The 16,250-nt window shown below is 73.8% G+C and carries 13 protein-coding genes; 10 read left to right on the forward strand and 3 right to left on the reverse strand.

From position 1 onward, the window contains the following. Positions 1–152 precede the first annotated feature (152 nt). Both ACFYSC_RS08810 and ACFYSC_RS08815 read right to left on the reverse strand, forming a co-directional pair. Complete coding sequence (locus ACFYSC_RS08810; protein ID WP_389958674.1) at positions 153–1,730, reverse strand: LCP family protein; 1,578 nt, start codon at positions 1,728–1,730, stop codon at positions 153–155. A gap of 155 nt (positions 1,731–1,885) precedes the next feature. Next, positions 1,886–3,475: a hypothetical protein gene (locus ACFYSC_RS08815; protein ID WP_389958677.1), complete on the reverse strand. Its 1,590-nt coding sequence runs from the start codon at positions 3,473–3,475 to the stop codon at positions 1,886–1,888. A gap of 336 nt (positions 3,476–3,811) precedes the next feature. On the opposite strand from ACFYSC_RS08815, the gene ACFYSC_RS08820 reads away from it, so the two are divergent. The 5 genes from ACFYSC_RS08820 to ACFYSC_RS08840 all read left to right on the forward strand — a co-directional run bounded on the left by ACFYSC_RS08820 (position 3,812) and on the right by ACFYSC_RS08840 (position 9,368). Beyond that, on the forward strand, positions 3,812–6,007 hold the full coding sequence (locus ACFYSC_RS08820) for a hypothetical protein (RefSeq protein WP_389958680.1): 2,196 nt from the start codon (positions 3,812–3,814) through the stop codon (positions 6,005–6,007). Between the two features lie 68 nt (positions 6,008–6,075). Next, entirely contained in the window at positions 6,076–6,909 is an 834-nt protein-coding gene (locus ACFYSC_RS08825) for a permease-like cell division protein FtsX (RefSeq protein WP_389958683.1), read from the forward strand. Positions 6,910–6,961: 52 nt separating this feature from the next. After that, the gene (locus ACFYSC_RS08830) at positions 6,962–7,198 is read left to right on the forward strand and encodes a type II toxin-antitoxin system Phd/YefM family antitoxin (protein WP_389958686.1); all 237 of its coding nucleotides are present in this window, start codon (positions 6,962–6,964) and stop codon (positions 7,196–7,198) included. A 202-nt stretch (positions 7,199–7,400) separates the two neighbouring features. Beyond that, positions 7,401–8,294 (forward strand): glycosyltransferase family 2 protein, encoded by an 894-nt coding sequence (locus ACFYSC_RS08835; protein WP_389958689.1) that lies wholly within the window; start codon positions 7,401–7,403, stop codon positions 8,292–8,294. Beyond that, entirely contained in the window at positions 8,295–9,368 is a 1,074-nt protein-coding gene (locus ACFYSC_RS08840) for a glycosyltransferase family 4 protein (protein WP_389958692.1), read from the forward strand. Here ACFYSC_RS08840 and ACFYSC_RS08845 read toward each other — a convergent pair. Next, positions 9,323–10,306, reverse strand: coding sequence for a lysylphosphatidylglycerol synthase domain-containing protein (locus ACFYSC_RS08845; protein ID WP_389958695.1), 984 nt, complete (start codon positions 10,304–10,306; stop codon positions 9,323–9,325). The two genes, ACFYSC_RS08840 and ACFYSC_RS08845, sit on opposite strands and share 46 nt — an antisense overlap. A 233-nt stretch (positions 10,307–10,539) precedes the next feature. Between ACFYSC_RS08845 and ACFYSC_RS08850 the strand changes: the two genes are divergently transcribed. The 5 genes from ACFYSC_RS08850 (at position 10,540) to ACFYSC_RS08870 (ending at position 16,065) form a co-directional block, all read left to right on the forward strand. After that, complete coding sequence (locus ACFYSC_RS08850) at positions 10,540–11,427, forward strand: methyltransferase domain-containing protein (RefSeq protein ID WP_389958698.1); 888 nt, start codon at positions 10,540–10,542, stop codon at positions 11,425–11,427. Positions 11,428–11,506: 79 nt separating this feature from the next. Continuing rightward, positions 11,507–12,502 (forward strand): YbhN family protein, encoded by a 996-nt coding sequence (locus ACFYSC_RS08855; RefSeq protein WP_389958701.1) that lies wholly within the window; start codon positions 11,507–11,509, stop codon positions 12,500–12,502. A gap of 213 nt (positions 12,503–12,715) precedes the next feature. Further along, the gene (locus ACFYSC_RS08860) at positions 12,716–13,846 is read left to right on the forward strand and encodes a glycosyltransferase family 4 protein (RefSeq protein ID WP_389958703.1); all 1,131 of its coding nucleotides are present in this window, start codon (positions 12,716–12,718) and stop codon (positions 13,844–13,846) included. A 17-nt stretch (positions 13,847–13,863) separates the two neighbouring features. After that, positions 13,864–14,958 (forward strand): sugar phosphate nucleotidyltransferase, encoded by a 1,095-nt coding sequence (locus ACFYSC_RS08865; protein WP_389958706.1) that lies wholly within the window; start codon positions 13,864–13,866, stop codon positions 14,956–14,958. Positions 14,959–14,988: 30 nt separating this feature from the next. Then, entirely contained in the window at positions 14,989–16,065 is a 1,077-nt protein-coding gene (locus ACFYSC_RS08870; protein WP_389958708.1) for a DNA-3-methyladenine glycosylase family protein, read from the forward strand. The last annotated feature ends 185 nt before the right edge of the window (positions 16,066–16,250 follow it).

Raw genomic sequence — 16,250 nt, forward strand, 5'->3', positions numbered from 1 at the left:
TGCGTCCGGCCCGGCGCGGGCCGGAGCCCGGCGTCCGGGGCGGCGCCCGCGACGGGGCGCCGTGCCGCGCACCGGACGCGGGCGACGGTGCGCCGGGCACGGCGCGGCACGCCTCCGGCGCCGTCCCGCGCGCCGGAGGCGGGTTCCACGGGTCACTGGCAGGGGTCGGTCTTGCTGTCGACGACGTTGCCCTTGAGAGAGTCGGGGATCTTGGCGGGGACGCGGACGCCCTTCCAGTCGGCGCCGATGACCAGCTGGATGATCGGGCCCTTGGGCGGCGCGGTGACCGGGATGGTCGGCGCGTAGTTCTGCACGTTGGTACCCCGCATCTTGCCCGCGACGGGGGTGAGCTTGTCGCCGGAGAGCCGCAGGGCCAGCGCGTCGCCGTACGCGGGGCCCTCGGTCTCGGCCTTGGCGTAGCGGACCGAGGTGGTGGGGACCCCGGTGGCCGGGCCGGCGTTGCCGACCTGGGTCACCACGAAGCCCTGGGCGACCAGCTTGGTGGCGACCTCGCTGGCCACACCGAACCTGCCGGTGCCGTTCAGCACCTGGACCCGGACCTGCTCGTTCTTCACCTTCGGTTTGGCGGCGTCCTTGGCCGGCGGGGTCACCTCGGTGTCGGCGCGGATCGCCTCGAACAGGGTGGCGGCCTCGGGCTTCCAGACGACCCGGTTCTTGTCGGCCGGGTCGGGCATCCACGGGACGGTGATGGCCTGCAGGCCCTTGGCGGTGAGCTTCTTCGCGCTCTGGGCGATCTCCATCATGCGGTTGACGTTGAGGTGACTGTCCATGGTGAGCGAGCCGGCCGCGGCCTGCAGGAAGGAGTTCAGCTTGATCGGGTCGGTCAGCAGGTCGGAGCTGGTGGCCTTCTTCATCACCTGGTTGAGGAAGACCTGCTGCCGCTTGATCCGGCTGAGGTCGCTGCCGTCGCCCATCTGGTAGCGGGCCCGGACGTAGGCGAGGGCGGTCTCGCCCTTCACGACGTGGGTGCCGGCCTTGAGGTTCAGCTTGGCCTTGGGATCCACCACGTCCTTGGAGACGCAGATCGGCACGCCGTCCAGCGCGTCCACGATGTTCTTGAACCCGGAGAAGTCGACCTTGACGAAGTGGTCGATGTGGATCTGGGTCAGCGACTCGATCGTCCGCCACGTGCAGGCGATGCCGCCCTCGTTGAACGTCGCGTTGATCATTTTGAGACCGGGGGGAATGAGCGCCTTGGTCTGGGGGCTGCGGCACTGCGGGACCTGGACCATGGAGTCCCGGGGGAAGCTGAGCAGGGTCGCCCTGTCGCGGTCCGGGGAGATGTGGAGCAGCATGATCGTGTCGGTCCGCTCGCCCAGGCCCTGCATGTGCTGGCCGTACCTCTTGTTGCCGGCGCCCTCGCGGGAGTCGGAGCCGACGATGAGCACGTTGAGCGCGCCGGTCTCCGGAGGGCGGTTGTTGCCGAGCTCGTCGTCGATGTTCTGCTTCTGAAACTTGCCCTCGATGTCGTGATAAACCTTGTAGCCGCCCAGGGACCCGGCGACCAGCAGGCCGGTCACCCCGATGCCGATCCAGCGGCTCAGGCCCAGCCCGCCGCGCCGCGGTGACCTTCCGGACGAGCGGCGGGACGCCGGGGGCTCCTCGGGCGGAGGCCGGTCGTCGCCGCCCGACCGCCGCGCGGCCCTGCGGCCGGGCCCGGTGGGCTCGGCCCTGCGGTCCTTCACAGCGACTTGCCGATGGTCGCTCATGCGATCTCCTCGCCTGGCGGCAACGTCCGGTGCTGTCTCAGCTCGCTCATTGCGCCCAAAGAGTAGGTCACGAGACGAGTGCCGGACGACATGATGATGTGAACTTGGTCATGACAGCCCTGACAGCCCCCGTGAATGATCCGCGGACAGCATACTCAGATACGGACATTTCTTGGAATGTTATGTAACGAAGGTTTAGAGGTCATAAAAGCGGCGGCAAGGCAGGCCGCCGGTACGGCGGGCAGCACGTAGCGGTAGTCGAACTCCGCCACCGCGGGGGGCATGACCAGCAACGACACCGCCGTCGCCCACGGCAGCGGCCACACCGCCGACCCGGCCCCGGCCGCCTCCCCAGCCGCCTCCACGGGTCCCCGCCGCAGCCGCCACGAGCGCCCCGCCGGACCCCGTCGCAGCCGCCACGACCCTCCGGTACGGCCCCCGGCCGGGCTCCCCGGATCCGTCGCACCGCCCCGCGGCCTCCGCCGCAGCCACCGCGCCGCCGCCGTCACCGGCGGGACGAGGACGATCACCAGCACCGCCGTGCCGGGCAGCCGGGCGACGCGCTGGTAGGCGCGCATCCAGCCCGCGTACGGCTCGGCGATCCGGACGTCGATCGGCCCCCGCTCGTAGCGCCGGGCGAACTCGGCGCCCACCGTGGCCGGGTAACGGCCCGGGGGCGGGGGCGGCGTCGCGGGGAACTCGTAGTAGCCGTAGACCTCCGCGTCGGGGTAGACCGGGCGGCCCGGGGCGAAGGAGCGGGCCAGCTCCGACAGCACCGAGCCGAGGTAGTCGAGCGGCTGGCGGGCGATGGCCAGCGACGCGAACCGCCCGGCCAGCGCCTCGTTCTCCTCGGTGAAGGTGATTCCGGGCAGCCTGACCAGCGGCGAGTCCTTGCTCCAGACGTACTCCTGGGCCGGGGGCCGCTCCGCGGGCGGGCGCGGGTCGCACAGCACCGCCAGGTCGGCCGGCGGCCTCATCACCGCGCAGTCGGCGAAGGTCATCGTCTTGCCGTACAGGAAGACGCCGTTCGCGCCCACCAGGCCGAACCGCTGGTAGGTGGCGTGGAACCAGAGGCCGTACCCGGCGATCGGCACCAGCGCCGCGGCGACCATCACCCCGGCGGTGAGCACCCGGCCCCGCGCCCGGTAGATCAGCCAGGCCGCGAAGAGCGCGACCAGCGGCAGGCCGACCGTCCTGGTCAGCGTCGCCGCCGCCACCAGCAGGCCGATCCCGCCCGCCGCCACCAGCCCTCCCGCCCGGATCCCCGGCACGCCGGACCCGCCCGCCGTACGGCTCCGCGCACCGGACGGGCCTCGGCCCGGGTCGGACGAACCAGACGGAACCGGTCCGGTCGCCCGGGACACGGCGAGGCATACGGCCGACATGACCAGAGTGGCGAACAATGTGTCTGAGACGAGCAGGTGCTCCAGCTCGATCTGGTAGGCGTCCAGGAGCGGAGGAACCGACGCGAGCACCGCCGCCCAGCCCGGGGCGCCCAGCCGCCGGGCGGTGAGGTAGACGAGCACGCCGACCAGGAGACCCAGCAGGTGCTGGACCGACGCGACGAGGGCGAAGCTGTGGAAGGGCTCGAACAGCCGCAGGAACATGGAGTATCCGGCCGGCCGGACCAGGTCGGGCCGGGGCCGCAGGGCGGTGACGACGTAGGTGTAGGAGTCGGGGAACCACAGCGCGGGCCGGTATCCCAGCACGGTGACCACCCGCAGGGCGGTCCCGAGGCCCAGCACGCCCAGAAACCACCGGTGACGCCGCACCCCTCGGGTCACGCCGCGCGGGAGCCGTCCACGCGCCCACCCGCCCGCCTCCCGCAGGAAACGCCGGTATCGCCGCACCCGCCCGCCCACGTCCAGCCCCCTTCGCGCGCTGCGTACGCTACCGGCTCCGACCCGGGCCCCGCGCCCGGCGCGACACCCGGCCCCGTGTCCGGTGTCACGCCGGACGCGACCCCCGGGCCGGCGGCCGGTGTGACACCGGACGCGACGCCCGCCCCGGCTCGGGATACGACGCCCGGCCCGGCGGCCCGTCGCCGCCGGTTCCGGCCGCCACTACGCTCGGGTCCAGCCATGAGCCCGTCACCACCCTCGACGCCGGTCGCCGACGCCGGCCCGCGAGACCGCGCGCACCGGCCCTCGGCGGGCACCGTGCTCGCCGTGCTGTCGGCCGCGCCCGCGCTCGTGCTGGCGGGCTGGCTGCTGGCCGGGCTGCCGCTGCTGCTGCTCGGCTGGTTCCGGCCGCTCGCCGCGGTGCCGCTGGGCCTGTTCGCCGCCGTCGTCCTGTGCGGGTACGGCCTGCGACGCCTGCCCGAGACGGTCGAGGCGACGGCCCGGCAGACCGGCGCGGTCATCGCGGTGGCCCTGGGCTCCGCGGTCTTCAACGCCGTCTTCCACAGCGAGCAGCTCGTCGTCCGCCGCGACCCCGCCACCTACGCGCAGACCACGGTCTGGCTGGCCCGCCACGGCTCGCTGCCGATCCCACGGGACGCCGCGGCCCTCGGCGGCCCCGATCCGGCGCTCCTGTTCGACAGCGCGGGCTTCTACAGCTCGGGCGGCGCGGTCGTGCCGCAGTTCATGCCGGGGCCGCCGCTGCTGTACGCGTTCGGCCACTGGCTGGGCGGCCTGACCGGGATCCTCCTCGCGCCGCCCGTCCTGGGGGCGCTGGCGGTGCTGGTCGTCGCCGGGCTGACCGCCCGGCTGGCGGGCGGGCGCTGGGCGCCGGTCGCGGCGCTGCTGCTCGCGGTGAGCCTCCCCTTCCTCTACACCGCACGCACCACGTTCAGCGAGATCCCGTCCCTCATCCTGATCTTCGGCGGCCTCGTCCTGCTGCACGACGCCCGGACCAGGCTCCGCGCCGGGGTCACCGGCATCGGCTACCTGCCCGCCACGCCCTCCGCCGAGCGGCCCGGAGCGGTCCGGGAGGCCCAGCCGCGCGCCGCGCTGATCGGGGCGGCCCTGGCCGGATTGGTGTTCGGGCTGGCGGTCCTGGTCAGGATCGACGGACTGCGCGACGTGCTGCCGGTGCTCGTCTACGCCGGGCTGCTCATCGCCATGGGCCGGACCGGCCTGCGCGACGAGGGACGGCTCGGCCTCCCGCTGCTCGGCGGGCTCGTCGTGGGCACCGGGCTGGGGGTCGCCGCCGGCTACCTGCTGTCGCGGCCGTACCTGAGATACCTGTCCAGCTCGCTCACGCCGCTGCTGCTCATCTGCGGCGCGGTCGTGGCCCTCACCGTCGTGGCCGCGCTGCTGGCCCGGCCGCTCGCCGCCGCGTTGCGCCGGGTCGCGGCGCTGCGGTGGCTGCCGGAGATCGTCGCCGGCCTGGTGGTCGCGGTGATGGCGGCCTTCGCCGCCCGGCCCTGGCTGCAGCAGGTCACCCGGGTGCCGACCACGCAGGCCGACCGGCTGAACGCCCTGTTCATCAGGACCACCCAGCGGGCCAACGGCCTGCCGGTGGACGGCACCCGCCTGTACTACGAGGACTCCCTGCACTGGGTGATGTGGTACATCGGGGTGCCCGCCGTGGTGCTCGCCACGCTGGCCGCGGCCGTCCTGGCCCGCAGGCTCGCCCGCGGCACCGGGTTCGGCTGGCTGCTGCCGCTGGCCGTGATCGGCTGGACCACCGTCACGACCCTCTACCGCCCGGCCATCACCCCCGACCACCCCTGGGCCTCCCGGCGGCTGGTCCCGGTCGTCGTGCCCGGCCTGATCCTGCTCGCCGTGTGGGGCCTGCGCTGGACGCGCGACAAGATCCGCCGGATGGGCTACGGCCCGGCCGCGCAGCGGAACCTGACCGCCGTGGGCATGGCGCTGCTCGTCGTCCCCGCCGCCGTCACCTCGATCGGCACGGCCTTCACCCCGATCGAGCGGGGTGAGCGCGCGGCCGTCGAGGCGATGTGCGCGGCCCTGCCCGGACGGGCCTCGGTGCTGATCGTCGAGCGGGTCACCGCCGAACGGCTGACCCAGGTGGTCCGGGGGACCTGCGGCGTCCCGACCGGGCGGGTCGCCCCGCTGTGGGGCTCCGACGTCGCCGGGAAGGCCGACGTGCTGCGCCTGGCCGCCCGGATCCGCGCCGCCGGCCGCGTCCCCGTCCTGCTCGCCGTCAAGGAGAGCCAGCTCACCCGGTACGGCGGCACGCCCGTCCAGGTGATGGCGTTGCGCACCCGCCAGGACGAGCGCTCCCTCGTCAGCCCCCCGGACGGCACCTGGTCCACCGCCATCGACGCCTGGATGACCGTCCCCGCCGAGAACCCTCCCGCCGAGCCCTGAACCCTCGGCCCCGACCGGTGGGACCAAACGGATTGACCGGATCCGTGAAGATCGTCATAGTCGGCTCCATGCGCTCACACTCCCTGCCGCTGGTCGCGGTGGCCGTCGCGACGATGCTCGGTACGGCGGGGGCCGCGGCTCCTCTCCCGGGGGACGGCCCCCGGCCCGCGGCGGTGAACGTGCTCCCGCCGCCGGACGGCCCCTGGCCCGAGGGCGGGGAGTTCACCGTCTTCCTGTGCGAGGACGACAGCGTCTTCGCCAGCTGCCACAAGCGGGCGACCACGGGGAAGCAGAAACGCGCGCTGCGGGCGAGGCTGAAGGCCATGCCCGGGGTGGCGACGGTGCGGTTCGAGTCCCGGCGGGAGGCGTGGGAGCTGTTCCGCAGGGTGAACGCCGACAACGAGACCCTGCTCTCCGCGATCAGGGTCGAGGACATGCCCGAGTCGTTCGGGGGCACGTTGCGGCGCCGGGCCGACATCATGCCGTTCAAGTCCGCGTTCCAGAGGAAACCGCAGGCGGGGACGAGCAACGTCGTCGTCCGGGGGCGCGACTTCTGGGAGGACAAGGCCGATCTCCGTATCGACCTCTGCGGTCCCGTGGGGGACACGGAGGCCTGCGAGGGCCGCGGCCCGGCCACCCCAGAGGAGAGAAGGATGATCGAGGCCGAGGCGGCGGGCGCCAGGGGAGTCGAACGCCTCTACCTGGAGGACGCCGAGCACGCCGCGCGGGTCACGTCGTTCGCCCTGACCGGCTTCCTGCGGCCCGGCAGGCGGTTGGACCCGGCGGGATTCTCCGAGCAGTACTACGTCAAGCTCACCGATCCGCGCGGCGCTGAAGCGCTGGCGGAGACGATCGGGAAACTGCCGGGCGTCCTCAAGGCCGAACCGACGGACAACGGCTGAGCGCCGGAGCGTTCGCCTGCTTCCGTGACCGTCCGAGGCGTACAGTCCTCGCATGAGCGAACCCCGGCCTGCGGATCACCCCGTCGAAGCGGGTGATCTCATCCAAGGGGCCGGTCGGCTTCTCGCACGGGTGAAAGCCGGGGAAGCGCTGACCATCATCGATCACGGCGAACCGATCGCCGTGATCCTTCCTCTCGCGGGTGTGAAGGCGGCCGTGCCCGCCGTGGGATACGTCTCCAGCGGGGATCCCGCCTGGGCGTCCCACGCCGACGAGGAGCCGCAAGGCTGACGAGCGGCGTTTCCGCGTGGCCGGATCGCTCGGCGGAGTGGGTGTCCTCGCCCGTCATCCGCGGTGTGACCTCCCCCGGAGGCCCGGGGGCGGTCCCTTCGGGAGGTGCCCGGGTCGGGTGATGTGCCACGGGGCTCGGCTAGGCTGAGTATCCTCGCCGGACGTGAGTACGCCCGAGACGACCTCCGAGAGTGGACCAGCCGTGGACGCAACGCCGTACGTGACGATCGTTCTGCCCTGTTACAACGAGCAGGACCACGTCATCGACGAGGTCGAGCGCATCTGCGCCGCCATGGACGCCAGCGGTTACACCTACGAGCTCGTGGCCGTCGACGACTGCTCCACCGACCAGACCCTGGCCAGGCTCCAGGAGGCCGCGCCGCGGTTCCCGAACATGCGGATCAGGGCGTTCCACCGCAACGGCGGGTCGGGCACGGTCCGCAGGATCGGCACCCAGGAGGCCCGCGGCGAGATCGTCGTGTGGACCGACGCCGACATGACCTACCCCAACGAGCGGATCCCCGAGCTGGTCCAGCTCCTGGAGAAGGACCCCACGATCGACCAGGTCGTGGGCGCCCGGACCACCGAGGAGGGCTCGCACAAGTTCCTGCGGGTGCCGGCCAAGTGGTTCATCCGCAAGGTGGCCGAGCGGCTGGCGGGGCAGCGGATCCCCGACCTCAACTCGGGGTTGCGGGCGTTCCGCAAGTCGGTCGCCAGGCCCTACCTGCGGCTGCTGCCGCCCGGGTTCTCCTGCGTCACCACGATCACGCTGTCGTTCCTGTCGAACCAGCACGACGTCTACTACCTGCCGATCGAGTACAGCAAGCGGGCCGGGAAGTCGAAGTTCAGTTTCATCTCCGACGCCTACCGCTACATCCTGCAGGTGCTGCGGATGGTGATGTACTTCAACCCGCTGAAGGTCCTGATGCCGCCGGCCATCTGGCTGGTCTGCATCGGTATCGTCAAGGGGATCTACGACAACGTCCTTCACCCCTTCTACCTCGCCAGCAACACCATCGTGATCTTCATCTCCGGGTTGCTCATCGGCTCGCTGGCGCTGCTGGCGGACCTCATCGTTCGGTCCAGGAGCGAGTAGATGCGCATCGCGATCGTCGGGCCGGTCCACCCGTACAAGGGCGGCGGCGCCGCGCACACCGCCGAGCTGGCGCACCGGCTGCGCGACGCCGGGCACGACGTGGTGGTCGAGACGTGGCGGGCGCAGTACCCGTCGTTCCTCTACCCCGGGCAGCAGACCGTGGACACCCCGGACGAGCGGCCGTTCCCGAACGTCCGCCGCGACCTCGACTGGCGGCGGCCCGACGGCTGGTTCCGCGCCGGACGCCGCCTCGCGGGCGCCGACCTGGTGATCCTGGTGCTGCTCAGCTCGGTGCAGGTGCCGCCCTACCTCGGCATCCTGTCCGGCCTGCGGCGGCGCACCCGGGTGGTGGCGCTGTGCCACAACGTGCTGCCGCACGAGCGCAAGCCGTACGACGAGCCGCTGGTGCGGGCGCTGCTGCGCCGGGTGGACGGCGTGCTGACGCACTCGGAGAAGCAGGCCGGGCTGGCCCGCGGGCTGACGTCCGCCCCGGTGAAGGTCGCCGAGATGGCGCCGCACCTGCCGCGGGGGCTTCGTGAGAGCGGCCACGTCGAGGGTGTCTCGAACCGGTTGCTTTTCTTCGGCCTGGTCCGGCCGTACAAGGGGCTCGACCTGCTGATCCGCGCGCTGCCCGAGGGCGTGTCGCTGCGGGTGGCCGGGGAGTTCTGGGGGGTCCGCGAGAAGATCGAGGCGCTCGTCAGCGAGCTGGGGCTGACCACCCGGGTGGAGCTGCGGCCCGGTTACGTCGCCGACGAGGACCTCCCGGCGCTGTTCGCCGACGTGGACGCGCTGGTCCTGCCCTACCGCGGCGGTACGGCCAGCCAGCAGGTGTGGCTCGGCCACGAGCTGGGGGTGCCGGTGATCGCCACCCGGGTCGGCACGCTCGCCGACCACGTCACCGACGGTGTGGACGGCCTGCTCGTCGAGCCGGGGTCGGTGGAGGCGCTGCGCGCGGCGCTGGAGAGGTTCTACCGGCCGGGCGAGCCCGAGCGGCTGCGCGCCGGGGTCAAGGCCGTCGACCCCGATCCCTACTGGGCGGCGTACGCCGACGCGCTGGTCTCCGCCGGGGCCTGAGCCCGCGCCCGGCGGCCGAGCAGCCAGCCGATCCCGGCCCAGGCCAGGTCGGTGAGGGTGAAGGCCAGCCGGGAGACGAGGGCGACGACGGCGACGACGGCGACCGTCCGCGCCGACGTCAGGCCGCCTGTGTCCTGGCTCAGCCCCGACATGAGGGCCGCGGCCATCGCGGCCTCGCGCACGCCCACCCCCGCCGGGACGACCGCGATCAGCAGTCCGGTGGCCCAGGCGGCGGCGTAGGCCCCGGCTCCGAGCGCGTAGAGGGAGAAGTCGCCGGTCAGGTCGCCCAGGACGAGCCAGGCGTGCAGGCCGTACAGCAGCCAGCCGAGGAGGGTCCAGCCGAGGGCCGAGAGCAGGGCGCGGCCGGGCAGGACCCGCTCGACCGGCTCCCGGCGGGCGATCCGCAGCGCGAGGTTCAGCCCCCAGGTGAGGACCTTCGGGTGCAGGCAGACCGCGATCACCGGGATGATCAGGACGAGATACCACGTCCGCCCGGCCATCGACCGGGCGGTGAACGGCAGCGTGGCGGCGGCGAGGCCGACCGCGCAGCCCAGCGAGACCAGCAGGGCCATCGAGGTGGCGCTGAAGGTGCGCCGGGGCGGGCAGCCGTGGTCGCGGCCCAGCTCCATCATCGCCGCGTAGGCCCAGACGGACCCGGGGACGTACTTGCCGAGCTGCCCCACGAACAGCACGCGCGCGGCCACGCGCATCGGCAGCGGCGAGCCGAGCCCGGCGACCACCCGCTGCCAGGCGACGAGCATGCAGCCCGCCCCGGCCATCACCGACGCCCAGGCCCCGGCGACCGACCACCACGACAGCTCCGTCAGCGCGCGGCGGGTGTCGTCCCAGTTCCGGGCCAGGCCGTAGCCGAGGAAACCGACGGCGACGAGGGCGAGAAGGACCCGCAGCAGGCGGCTTGTCCGGATTCGGTGGAGCATGCGCACACAGTACGGCCGGGACCGTACCGGGCGGTAGGCAGTGGGCGCGCCGGTACGCTTGGGCGGCATGGCGGCGCGGACGAGAACGCGCCGCCGGGCGACCGGAGACGACGGCCGCCGGCGGGCGGGGACGGACGAGGAGTCGGACGCGCCGCCGGGCGGCTGAAGGCGACGGACGCCGACGGACGACGGGCCGGGCGCGCCGGGTGACGGCGCGGGGCGAGTGGGAAGCGGTGGACGACTCTGTGAGCGGAGAGGCGAGCGGGAGGCCGGGAGGCGGGGCGAGCGGGGAGCGTCAGGCCCAGCTCGAGTACTCCGAGTTCCAGGCGGCGATGCTGGATGAGGAGAAGCGCCGCCGCAAGGCCGCGAAGATCGTGGCGGTGCTGGGCCACTTCCTCGGCCGCGACAAGGACGTCCTCGAAGGGCTGACCGTCGCCGACATCGGCTGCTCCGCCGGGTTCATCGCCGATGAGCTGGCCTCCGCGGGCGCGCGCCGCACCTTCGGCGTCGACATCGACGTGCCCGGCCTGCGCCGGGCGGCGCAGCGGTTCGGCGACCGGGTCCGGTTCGTGTGCGCCGACGGCACCGCGCTGCCGTTCCCCGACTCCTCGGTCGACGTGCTGGTGTTCAACCACATCTACGAGCACGTCGTCGACCCTGACGCGATCATGGCCGAGATGCACCGGGTGCTGGCCGACGGCGGCGTCCTGTACCTCGGGCTGGGCAACCGGCTCGGGGTGATGGAGCCGCACTACAAGCTGCCGTTCCTGTCCTACCTGCCGCCGGCGCTGGCCGACCGCTACGTGCGCCTCTCCGGCCGGGCCGACAGCTACTACGAGCGCTACCGCACCCGCCGCGGCCTGCGGAGGATGGTCCGGGGGTTCACGGTGTGGGACTACACCTTCCCGGTGCTCGCCACCCCCGCCGCCTTCGCCGGGTCGGAGCTGTTCCCGGGCGTCGCGGGCCGCGCGGCCACCGCCGTGCTGTCCCGGCTGCCCCGCCCCGTCCTGCGGGCGCTGCTGCCGGTGGTGCCGACCTACCTGTGGGTGGCGACCAAGGGCGGCCGCCGCCCGGCCGGGTCGTCGCTGCCCCAGCCGCCCGACCCGGTGGCCACCCGGTGAGCCCCATGGGAAACCCCGTGAGTCCCACGGGGGACCCTGCGAGTCCCGTGGCCGGGCCGTGACGGCCGGGGGAGGCCGCATGCCGACGGAGAGGCCCGAGGGCCGCGGGGAAGAGGACGCCGTCAGGCCCGCCGGGCGGGCCAGGCCGCTGCGCAGGCTGGTCCGCGTCGCGTTCCTGCTCGTCGCCCTGGGGTTCGGGGCGTGGGCGGTGGCGAAGCAGTGGACGGAGATCAGCGCCGGCTTCGCGCGCCTGTCCTGGCCGTCGCTCGTGCTGTCGCTGGTCGCGGTGGTCGCGGCGCTGGGCGGCGGCATGATGACGTGGCGGGCGCTGCTGGCCGACCTCGGCTCGCCGCTGCCGGTGCGCGCCGGGGCGAAGGTCTTCTTCGTCGGTCAGCTCGGCAAGTACATCCCCGGCTCGCTGTGGCCGGTGCTCGCGCAGATGGAGATGGGCCGGGAGCTGGGCGTGCCCCGGCCGCGCAGCGCGGCGGCGTTCTTCCTGACGCTGCCGGTGCAACTGGCCAGCGGGCTGGTCGTCTCGGCGGTGACGCTGCTGGTCGCCCTGCCGGGGGCGGCGATGCCGTACGCCTGGGTGTTCCTGCTGGTGCCGGTGCTGGCGGTGGCGTTCGAGCCGCGCGTGGTCAACGCGGTCCTCGGGTTCGGGCTGCGCAAGCTGGGCCGCGGGCCGCTGGAGCGCCCGCTCACCCGCCGGGGCATGCTCACCGCGCTGGGCTGGGCGACGCTCGGCTGGGTCGCCTACGGCCTGCACCTGGCGGTGCTCGTGACGCAGCTCGGCCCCTCCGGGATCCCGGCGGTGCTGTTCTCCATCGGGGCGTTCGCGCTGTCGTGGTGCCTGGGCATCATGACGTTCGTGGTCCCGGCCGGCGCGGGGGTGCGCGAGGTGGCGATGGTGGCCGTCATGGCGCCGGTCCTGGACCGGGGGTCGGCCATCGCGGTGGCGCTCTGCTCCCGGGTCGTGATCATCATCGGCGACCTCGTCTGCGCGGGGGCGGCGGGGCTGGCGGCGCGGCGCGAGGTGCCCTCCCCGCACGACGCCGCCCGGGAAGAACCCGCCTGAGCCGTATGGGACCCGGGTGGGCCGGGCAGGGAGGAACCGTCCGAGCCGGGTGAGCGCGGGTGGGCCGTACGGGAGGATCCGGGTGAGCCGCACGGGGAGGACTCGTGTGATTCGTCGCACGTTTCCCGAGGCTCTGGCAATAGAGTGAGGGACTGGAGAGGGGCGGCCCTTCCGCGCGCATCCCACCGAACCCGTTGGGGGGAGTGATCCTCGGTGACGTTCCGGGTGCTTGTGGACGCGGCCGCGGTCCCTGCGGATCGCGGCGCACTGATCAGATACGTCGACGGGCTGGTCGCGGCGCTCGACCGGGGCGGCGCGGACCTCGCGATCGTCTGCCAGCGCGCCGACGGCGAGCGGTACGCCGCGCTCGCCCCGTCGGCGCGGATCCTCACCGGCCCGCTGCGGATCGCCAACCGCGCGGCCAGGCTGGCGTGGGAGCAGACCGGGCTGCCGTTCCTGGCCCGGCAGGTCGGCGCCACGGTGATCCACGCTCCTTACTACTCGATGCCGCTGCGCTCGGGCCTGCCGACCGTGGTGACCGTCCACGACGTCACCTGCTTCACCGAGCCCGCCCAGCACGACCCGTTCAAGGCGTCCTTCTTCCGCTCGGCGACCCGCACGGCCGTACGGCACGCCGCGCGGGTGATCGTGCCCTCCAAGGCGACGAGGGACGAGCTGGTCCGGGTGCTGGCGGCCGACCCGACCCGGATCGACGTCGCCTACCACGGCGTGGACCCCGCCCTCTTCCACCCGCCGTCCGCACGGGAGGTCAGGCACGCCGCCGACCGGCTCGGCCTGCACGGCACCCCCTACGTGGCCTTCCTCGGCCCGCTGGAGCCGCGCAAGAACGTCCCGAACCTCGTCCGCGGCTTCGTCCGCGCCGTCGGCGACCTGCCCTCGCCCCCCGCGCTGGTGCTGGCCGGGGGCGCGGCCGGCGCCCGCGACTCCGGCGTGGAGGACGCGGTGCGCGAGGCGCCGTCGCGCCTGCGGGTGCTGATGCCGGGGTATCTCGCCTTCACCGACCTGTGCGGCTTCTTCGGCGGGGCGGCGGTGGCGGCCTTCCCCTCCCGGGGCGAGGGCTTCGGCCTGCCGGTGCTGGAGGCGATGGCCTGCGGCGCCCCGGTGCTCACCACGCACCGCACCTCGCTGCCGGAGGTGGGAGGCGACGCGGTAGCCTACACGGAGCCGGACGACGTCAGCATCGGTGAGGCGCTGCGCGCGCTGCTGGCCTCCGGGGAGCGCCGCCGGGCGCTCTCGGCGGCCGGACCGGCCCGTGCCAGGGAGTTCACCTGGGAGGCCTCCGCCGAGGCGCATGTCGTGTCGTATCGGCGCGCGGCCGAATAGTGAGCTAACCTCGCGGGATGATGGAAACCCCTTTGCCGGATCTTGAGGCGATCCTCCTTGTCGGTGGACAGGGCACGCGCCTCCGTCCGCTGACCCTCGGCACGCCCAAGCCGCTGCTGCCCACGGCGGGGGTTCCCTTTCTCGCGCACCAGCTCTCGCGGGCCCGGTCGTTCGGCGTGCGGCGCATCGTGTTCGCCACCTCCTACCGGGCGGAGATGTTCTCCGAGGCGTTCGGGGACGGTTCGGCGTTCGGCCTCTCACTGGAGTACATGACCGAGGAGACGCCGCTCGGCACCGGCGGCGCGATCCGCAACGCCGCCGAGGCGCTGACCTGCGGCCCCGACGCGCCGGTGCTGGTGCTCAACGGCGACATCCTGTCCGGCCACGACATCGGCGCGCAGGTCGCCCTGCACGTTGAGCGGCAGGCCGCCGTCACCCTGCACCTGACCGAGGTGGACGACCCGACGCGCTTCGGGTGCGTGCCGACCGACGACGAGGGCCGGGTGACCGCCTTCCTGGAGAAGACCCCCAACCCGGTCACCAACCGGATCAACGCCGGCTGCTACGTCTTCACCCGGTCGGTGATCGACACGATTCCGGCCGGCGAGGTCGTCTCGGTCGAGCGGGAGACCTTCCCCTCGATGATCGAGTCGGGCGCTCCGGTGCTCGGGTACGCCGACGCCTCCTACTGGCTCGACGTGGGCACGCCCGCCGCGTTCGTCAAGGGCTCACGCGACCTGGTCCTCGGCCGCCTCCACTCGCCGGCCCTGCCCGGTCCCACCGGTGAGTTCCTCGCCCTGCCCGGCGCGGTGATCTCGCCCGAGGCGAAGGTCGAGGGCGGCTCGACGGTGGGCGCCCGCGCGGTCGTGGAGTCCGGCGCGCAGGTCTCCGGCAGCGTGCTGAGCGACGAGTGCGTGGTCCACGAGGGGGCGACGGTGGTCGACTCGGTGATCGGGATCGGCGCCGAGATCTTCCCGGGCGCGGTCCTGCGGGGAGCGGTGATCGGCGACGGCGCGGTGGTCGGCCCCGGCAACGAGCTTCTGACGGGCAGCCGCCTCTGGCCGGGCGTGGTGCTGCCGGAGTGCGCCGTCCGCTTCTCCAGCGACGTCTGACCCGGTCCACGGGCAGCGGCGGGAAGCGGCATGGGAGGGCGTTTCCGCAGGGGCCCCGGCTCGGCCTGGCCGCCGCGCGGCGCGGGCGGCTCCGGGGCGGCCGTCCGGCCAGTGGAGGCTCCTGGCGAGGTGCCCGCCCCGGCCGGCGACGCGCTCCGGCCCTCCGGGACCGGGGCTCCGGTCCGGACCGGGCCGGCGGCGGGCGGCGGGCCGAAGCGGCGTGAGTGGCCGCTGGACCGGCCGCTGGACCTGGAGCTGACCCTGGCGCCGCACCGGCGGGGCGCCGGTGACCCCGCCTGGCGGATGACCCCCGACGGGGCGGTCTGGCGGACGTCCCGTACCCCCGACGGGCCCGGCACCCTCCGGGTCTCGCTGCGGCACGGCCGGGTCAGCGGCGCCGCGTGGGGAGCGGGGGCCGGATGGCTGCTTTCGACCCTGCCGGCGCTGCTCGGCGACGGCGACGACCCCGAGGGGCTCGTCCCGGCGCACGAGGTGGTCCGCGTCGCCGCCGGACGGCACGCGGGACTGCGGATCGGGCGCACGTTCCGGGTGCTGGAGGCGCTGGTGCCCGCCGTACTGGAGCAGAAGGTCGTGACGGCCGAGGCGTGGCGGGCGTGGCGGTGGCTGCTGCACCGGTACGGCGAGCCCGCCCCGGGCCCCGCGCCCGAGGGGATGCGGGTCTTCCCCGCCCCCGAGGTGTGGCGGTCGATCCCCTCGTGGGACTGGCACCGGGCGGGGGCCGAGGCCGTACGGGCGCGGACGATCGCGAACGCCGCGTGGCACGCCGCCAAGCTGGAGGCGGTCTCGGACAGTGCCGGGGCCGACCGGCTGCTGCGGGCGCTGCCCGGGGTGGGGGTGTGGACGTCCGCGGAGGTGCGGCAGCGCTCGCACGGTGACGCGGACGCGGTGTCGGTGGGCGACTTCCACCTGCCGTCGCTGGTCGGCTGGTCGCTGGCGCGGGAGCGGACCGACGACGCGGGGATGCTGCGGCTGCTGGCCCCCTACCGGGGCCACCGGCACCGGGTCAGCCGGCTGCTGGCGCTGTGCGGTGAGCGGCCGCCCGCTCGCGGGCCGCGGCTCGCCGCGCGCGACTTCCGCTCGTTCTGAGCGTTCTGGCCGGGAGGCGGTCCGCGAAGGCCGTGGTGGGCTGCCAGTCACGGCCGTCGCGCGAGTCGGCTCCGGCCAGCGGGCCGAGGACGGCGACGAGGCCGAGGGCGAGAAGAAACCAGATCATCATCGACTCCTGTGAGGGATCTCCGGGGGGAACTCCTCCAATATATGTTTACGCATGC

This window comes from Streptosporangium sp. NPDC004379 (assembly GCF_042873875.1).
Taxonomy (GTDB): Bacteria; Actinomycetota; Actinomycetes; order Streptosporangiales; family Streptosporangiaceae; genus Streptosporangium.

Coding starts and splice junctions, on each gene's coding strand:
- ACFYSC_RS08870 (WP_389958708.1), top strand. CDS start 14,989: ATGGGAGGGCGTTTCCGCAGGGGCCCCGGCTCGGCCTGGCCGCCGCGC.
- ACFYSC_RS08810 (WP_389958674.1), bottom strand. CDS start 1,730: ATGAGCGACCATCGGCAAGTCGCTGTGAAGGACCGCAGGGCCGAGCCC.
- ACFYSC_RS08840 (WP_389958692.1), top strand. CDS start 8,295: ATGCGCATCGCGATCGTCGGGCCGGTCCACCCGTACAAGGGCGGCGGC.
- ACFYSC_RS08825 (WP_389958683.1), top strand. CDS start 6,076: ATGCGCTCACACTCCCTGCCGCTGGTCGCGGTGGCCGTCGCGACGATG.
- ACFYSC_RS08830 (WP_389958686.1), top strand. CDS start 6,962: ATGAGCGAACCCCGGCCTGCGGATCACCCCGTCGAAGCGGGTGATCTC.
- ACFYSC_RS08820 (WP_389958680.1), top strand. CDS start 3,812: ATGAGCCCGTCACCACCCTCGACGCCGGTCGCCGACGCCGGCCCGCGA.
- ACFYSC_RS08865 (WP_389958706.1), top strand. CDS start 13,864: ATGATGGAAACCCCTTTGCCGGATCTTGAGGCGATCCTCCTTGTCGGT.
- ACFYSC_RS08855 (WP_389958701.1), top strand. CDS start 11,507: ATGCCGACGGAGAGGCCCGAGGGCCGCGGGGAAGAGGACGCCGTCAGG.
- ACFYSC_RS08845 (WP_389958695.1), bottom strand. CDS start 10,306: ATGCTCCACCGAATCCGGACAAGCCGCCTGCTGCGGGTCCTTCTCGCC.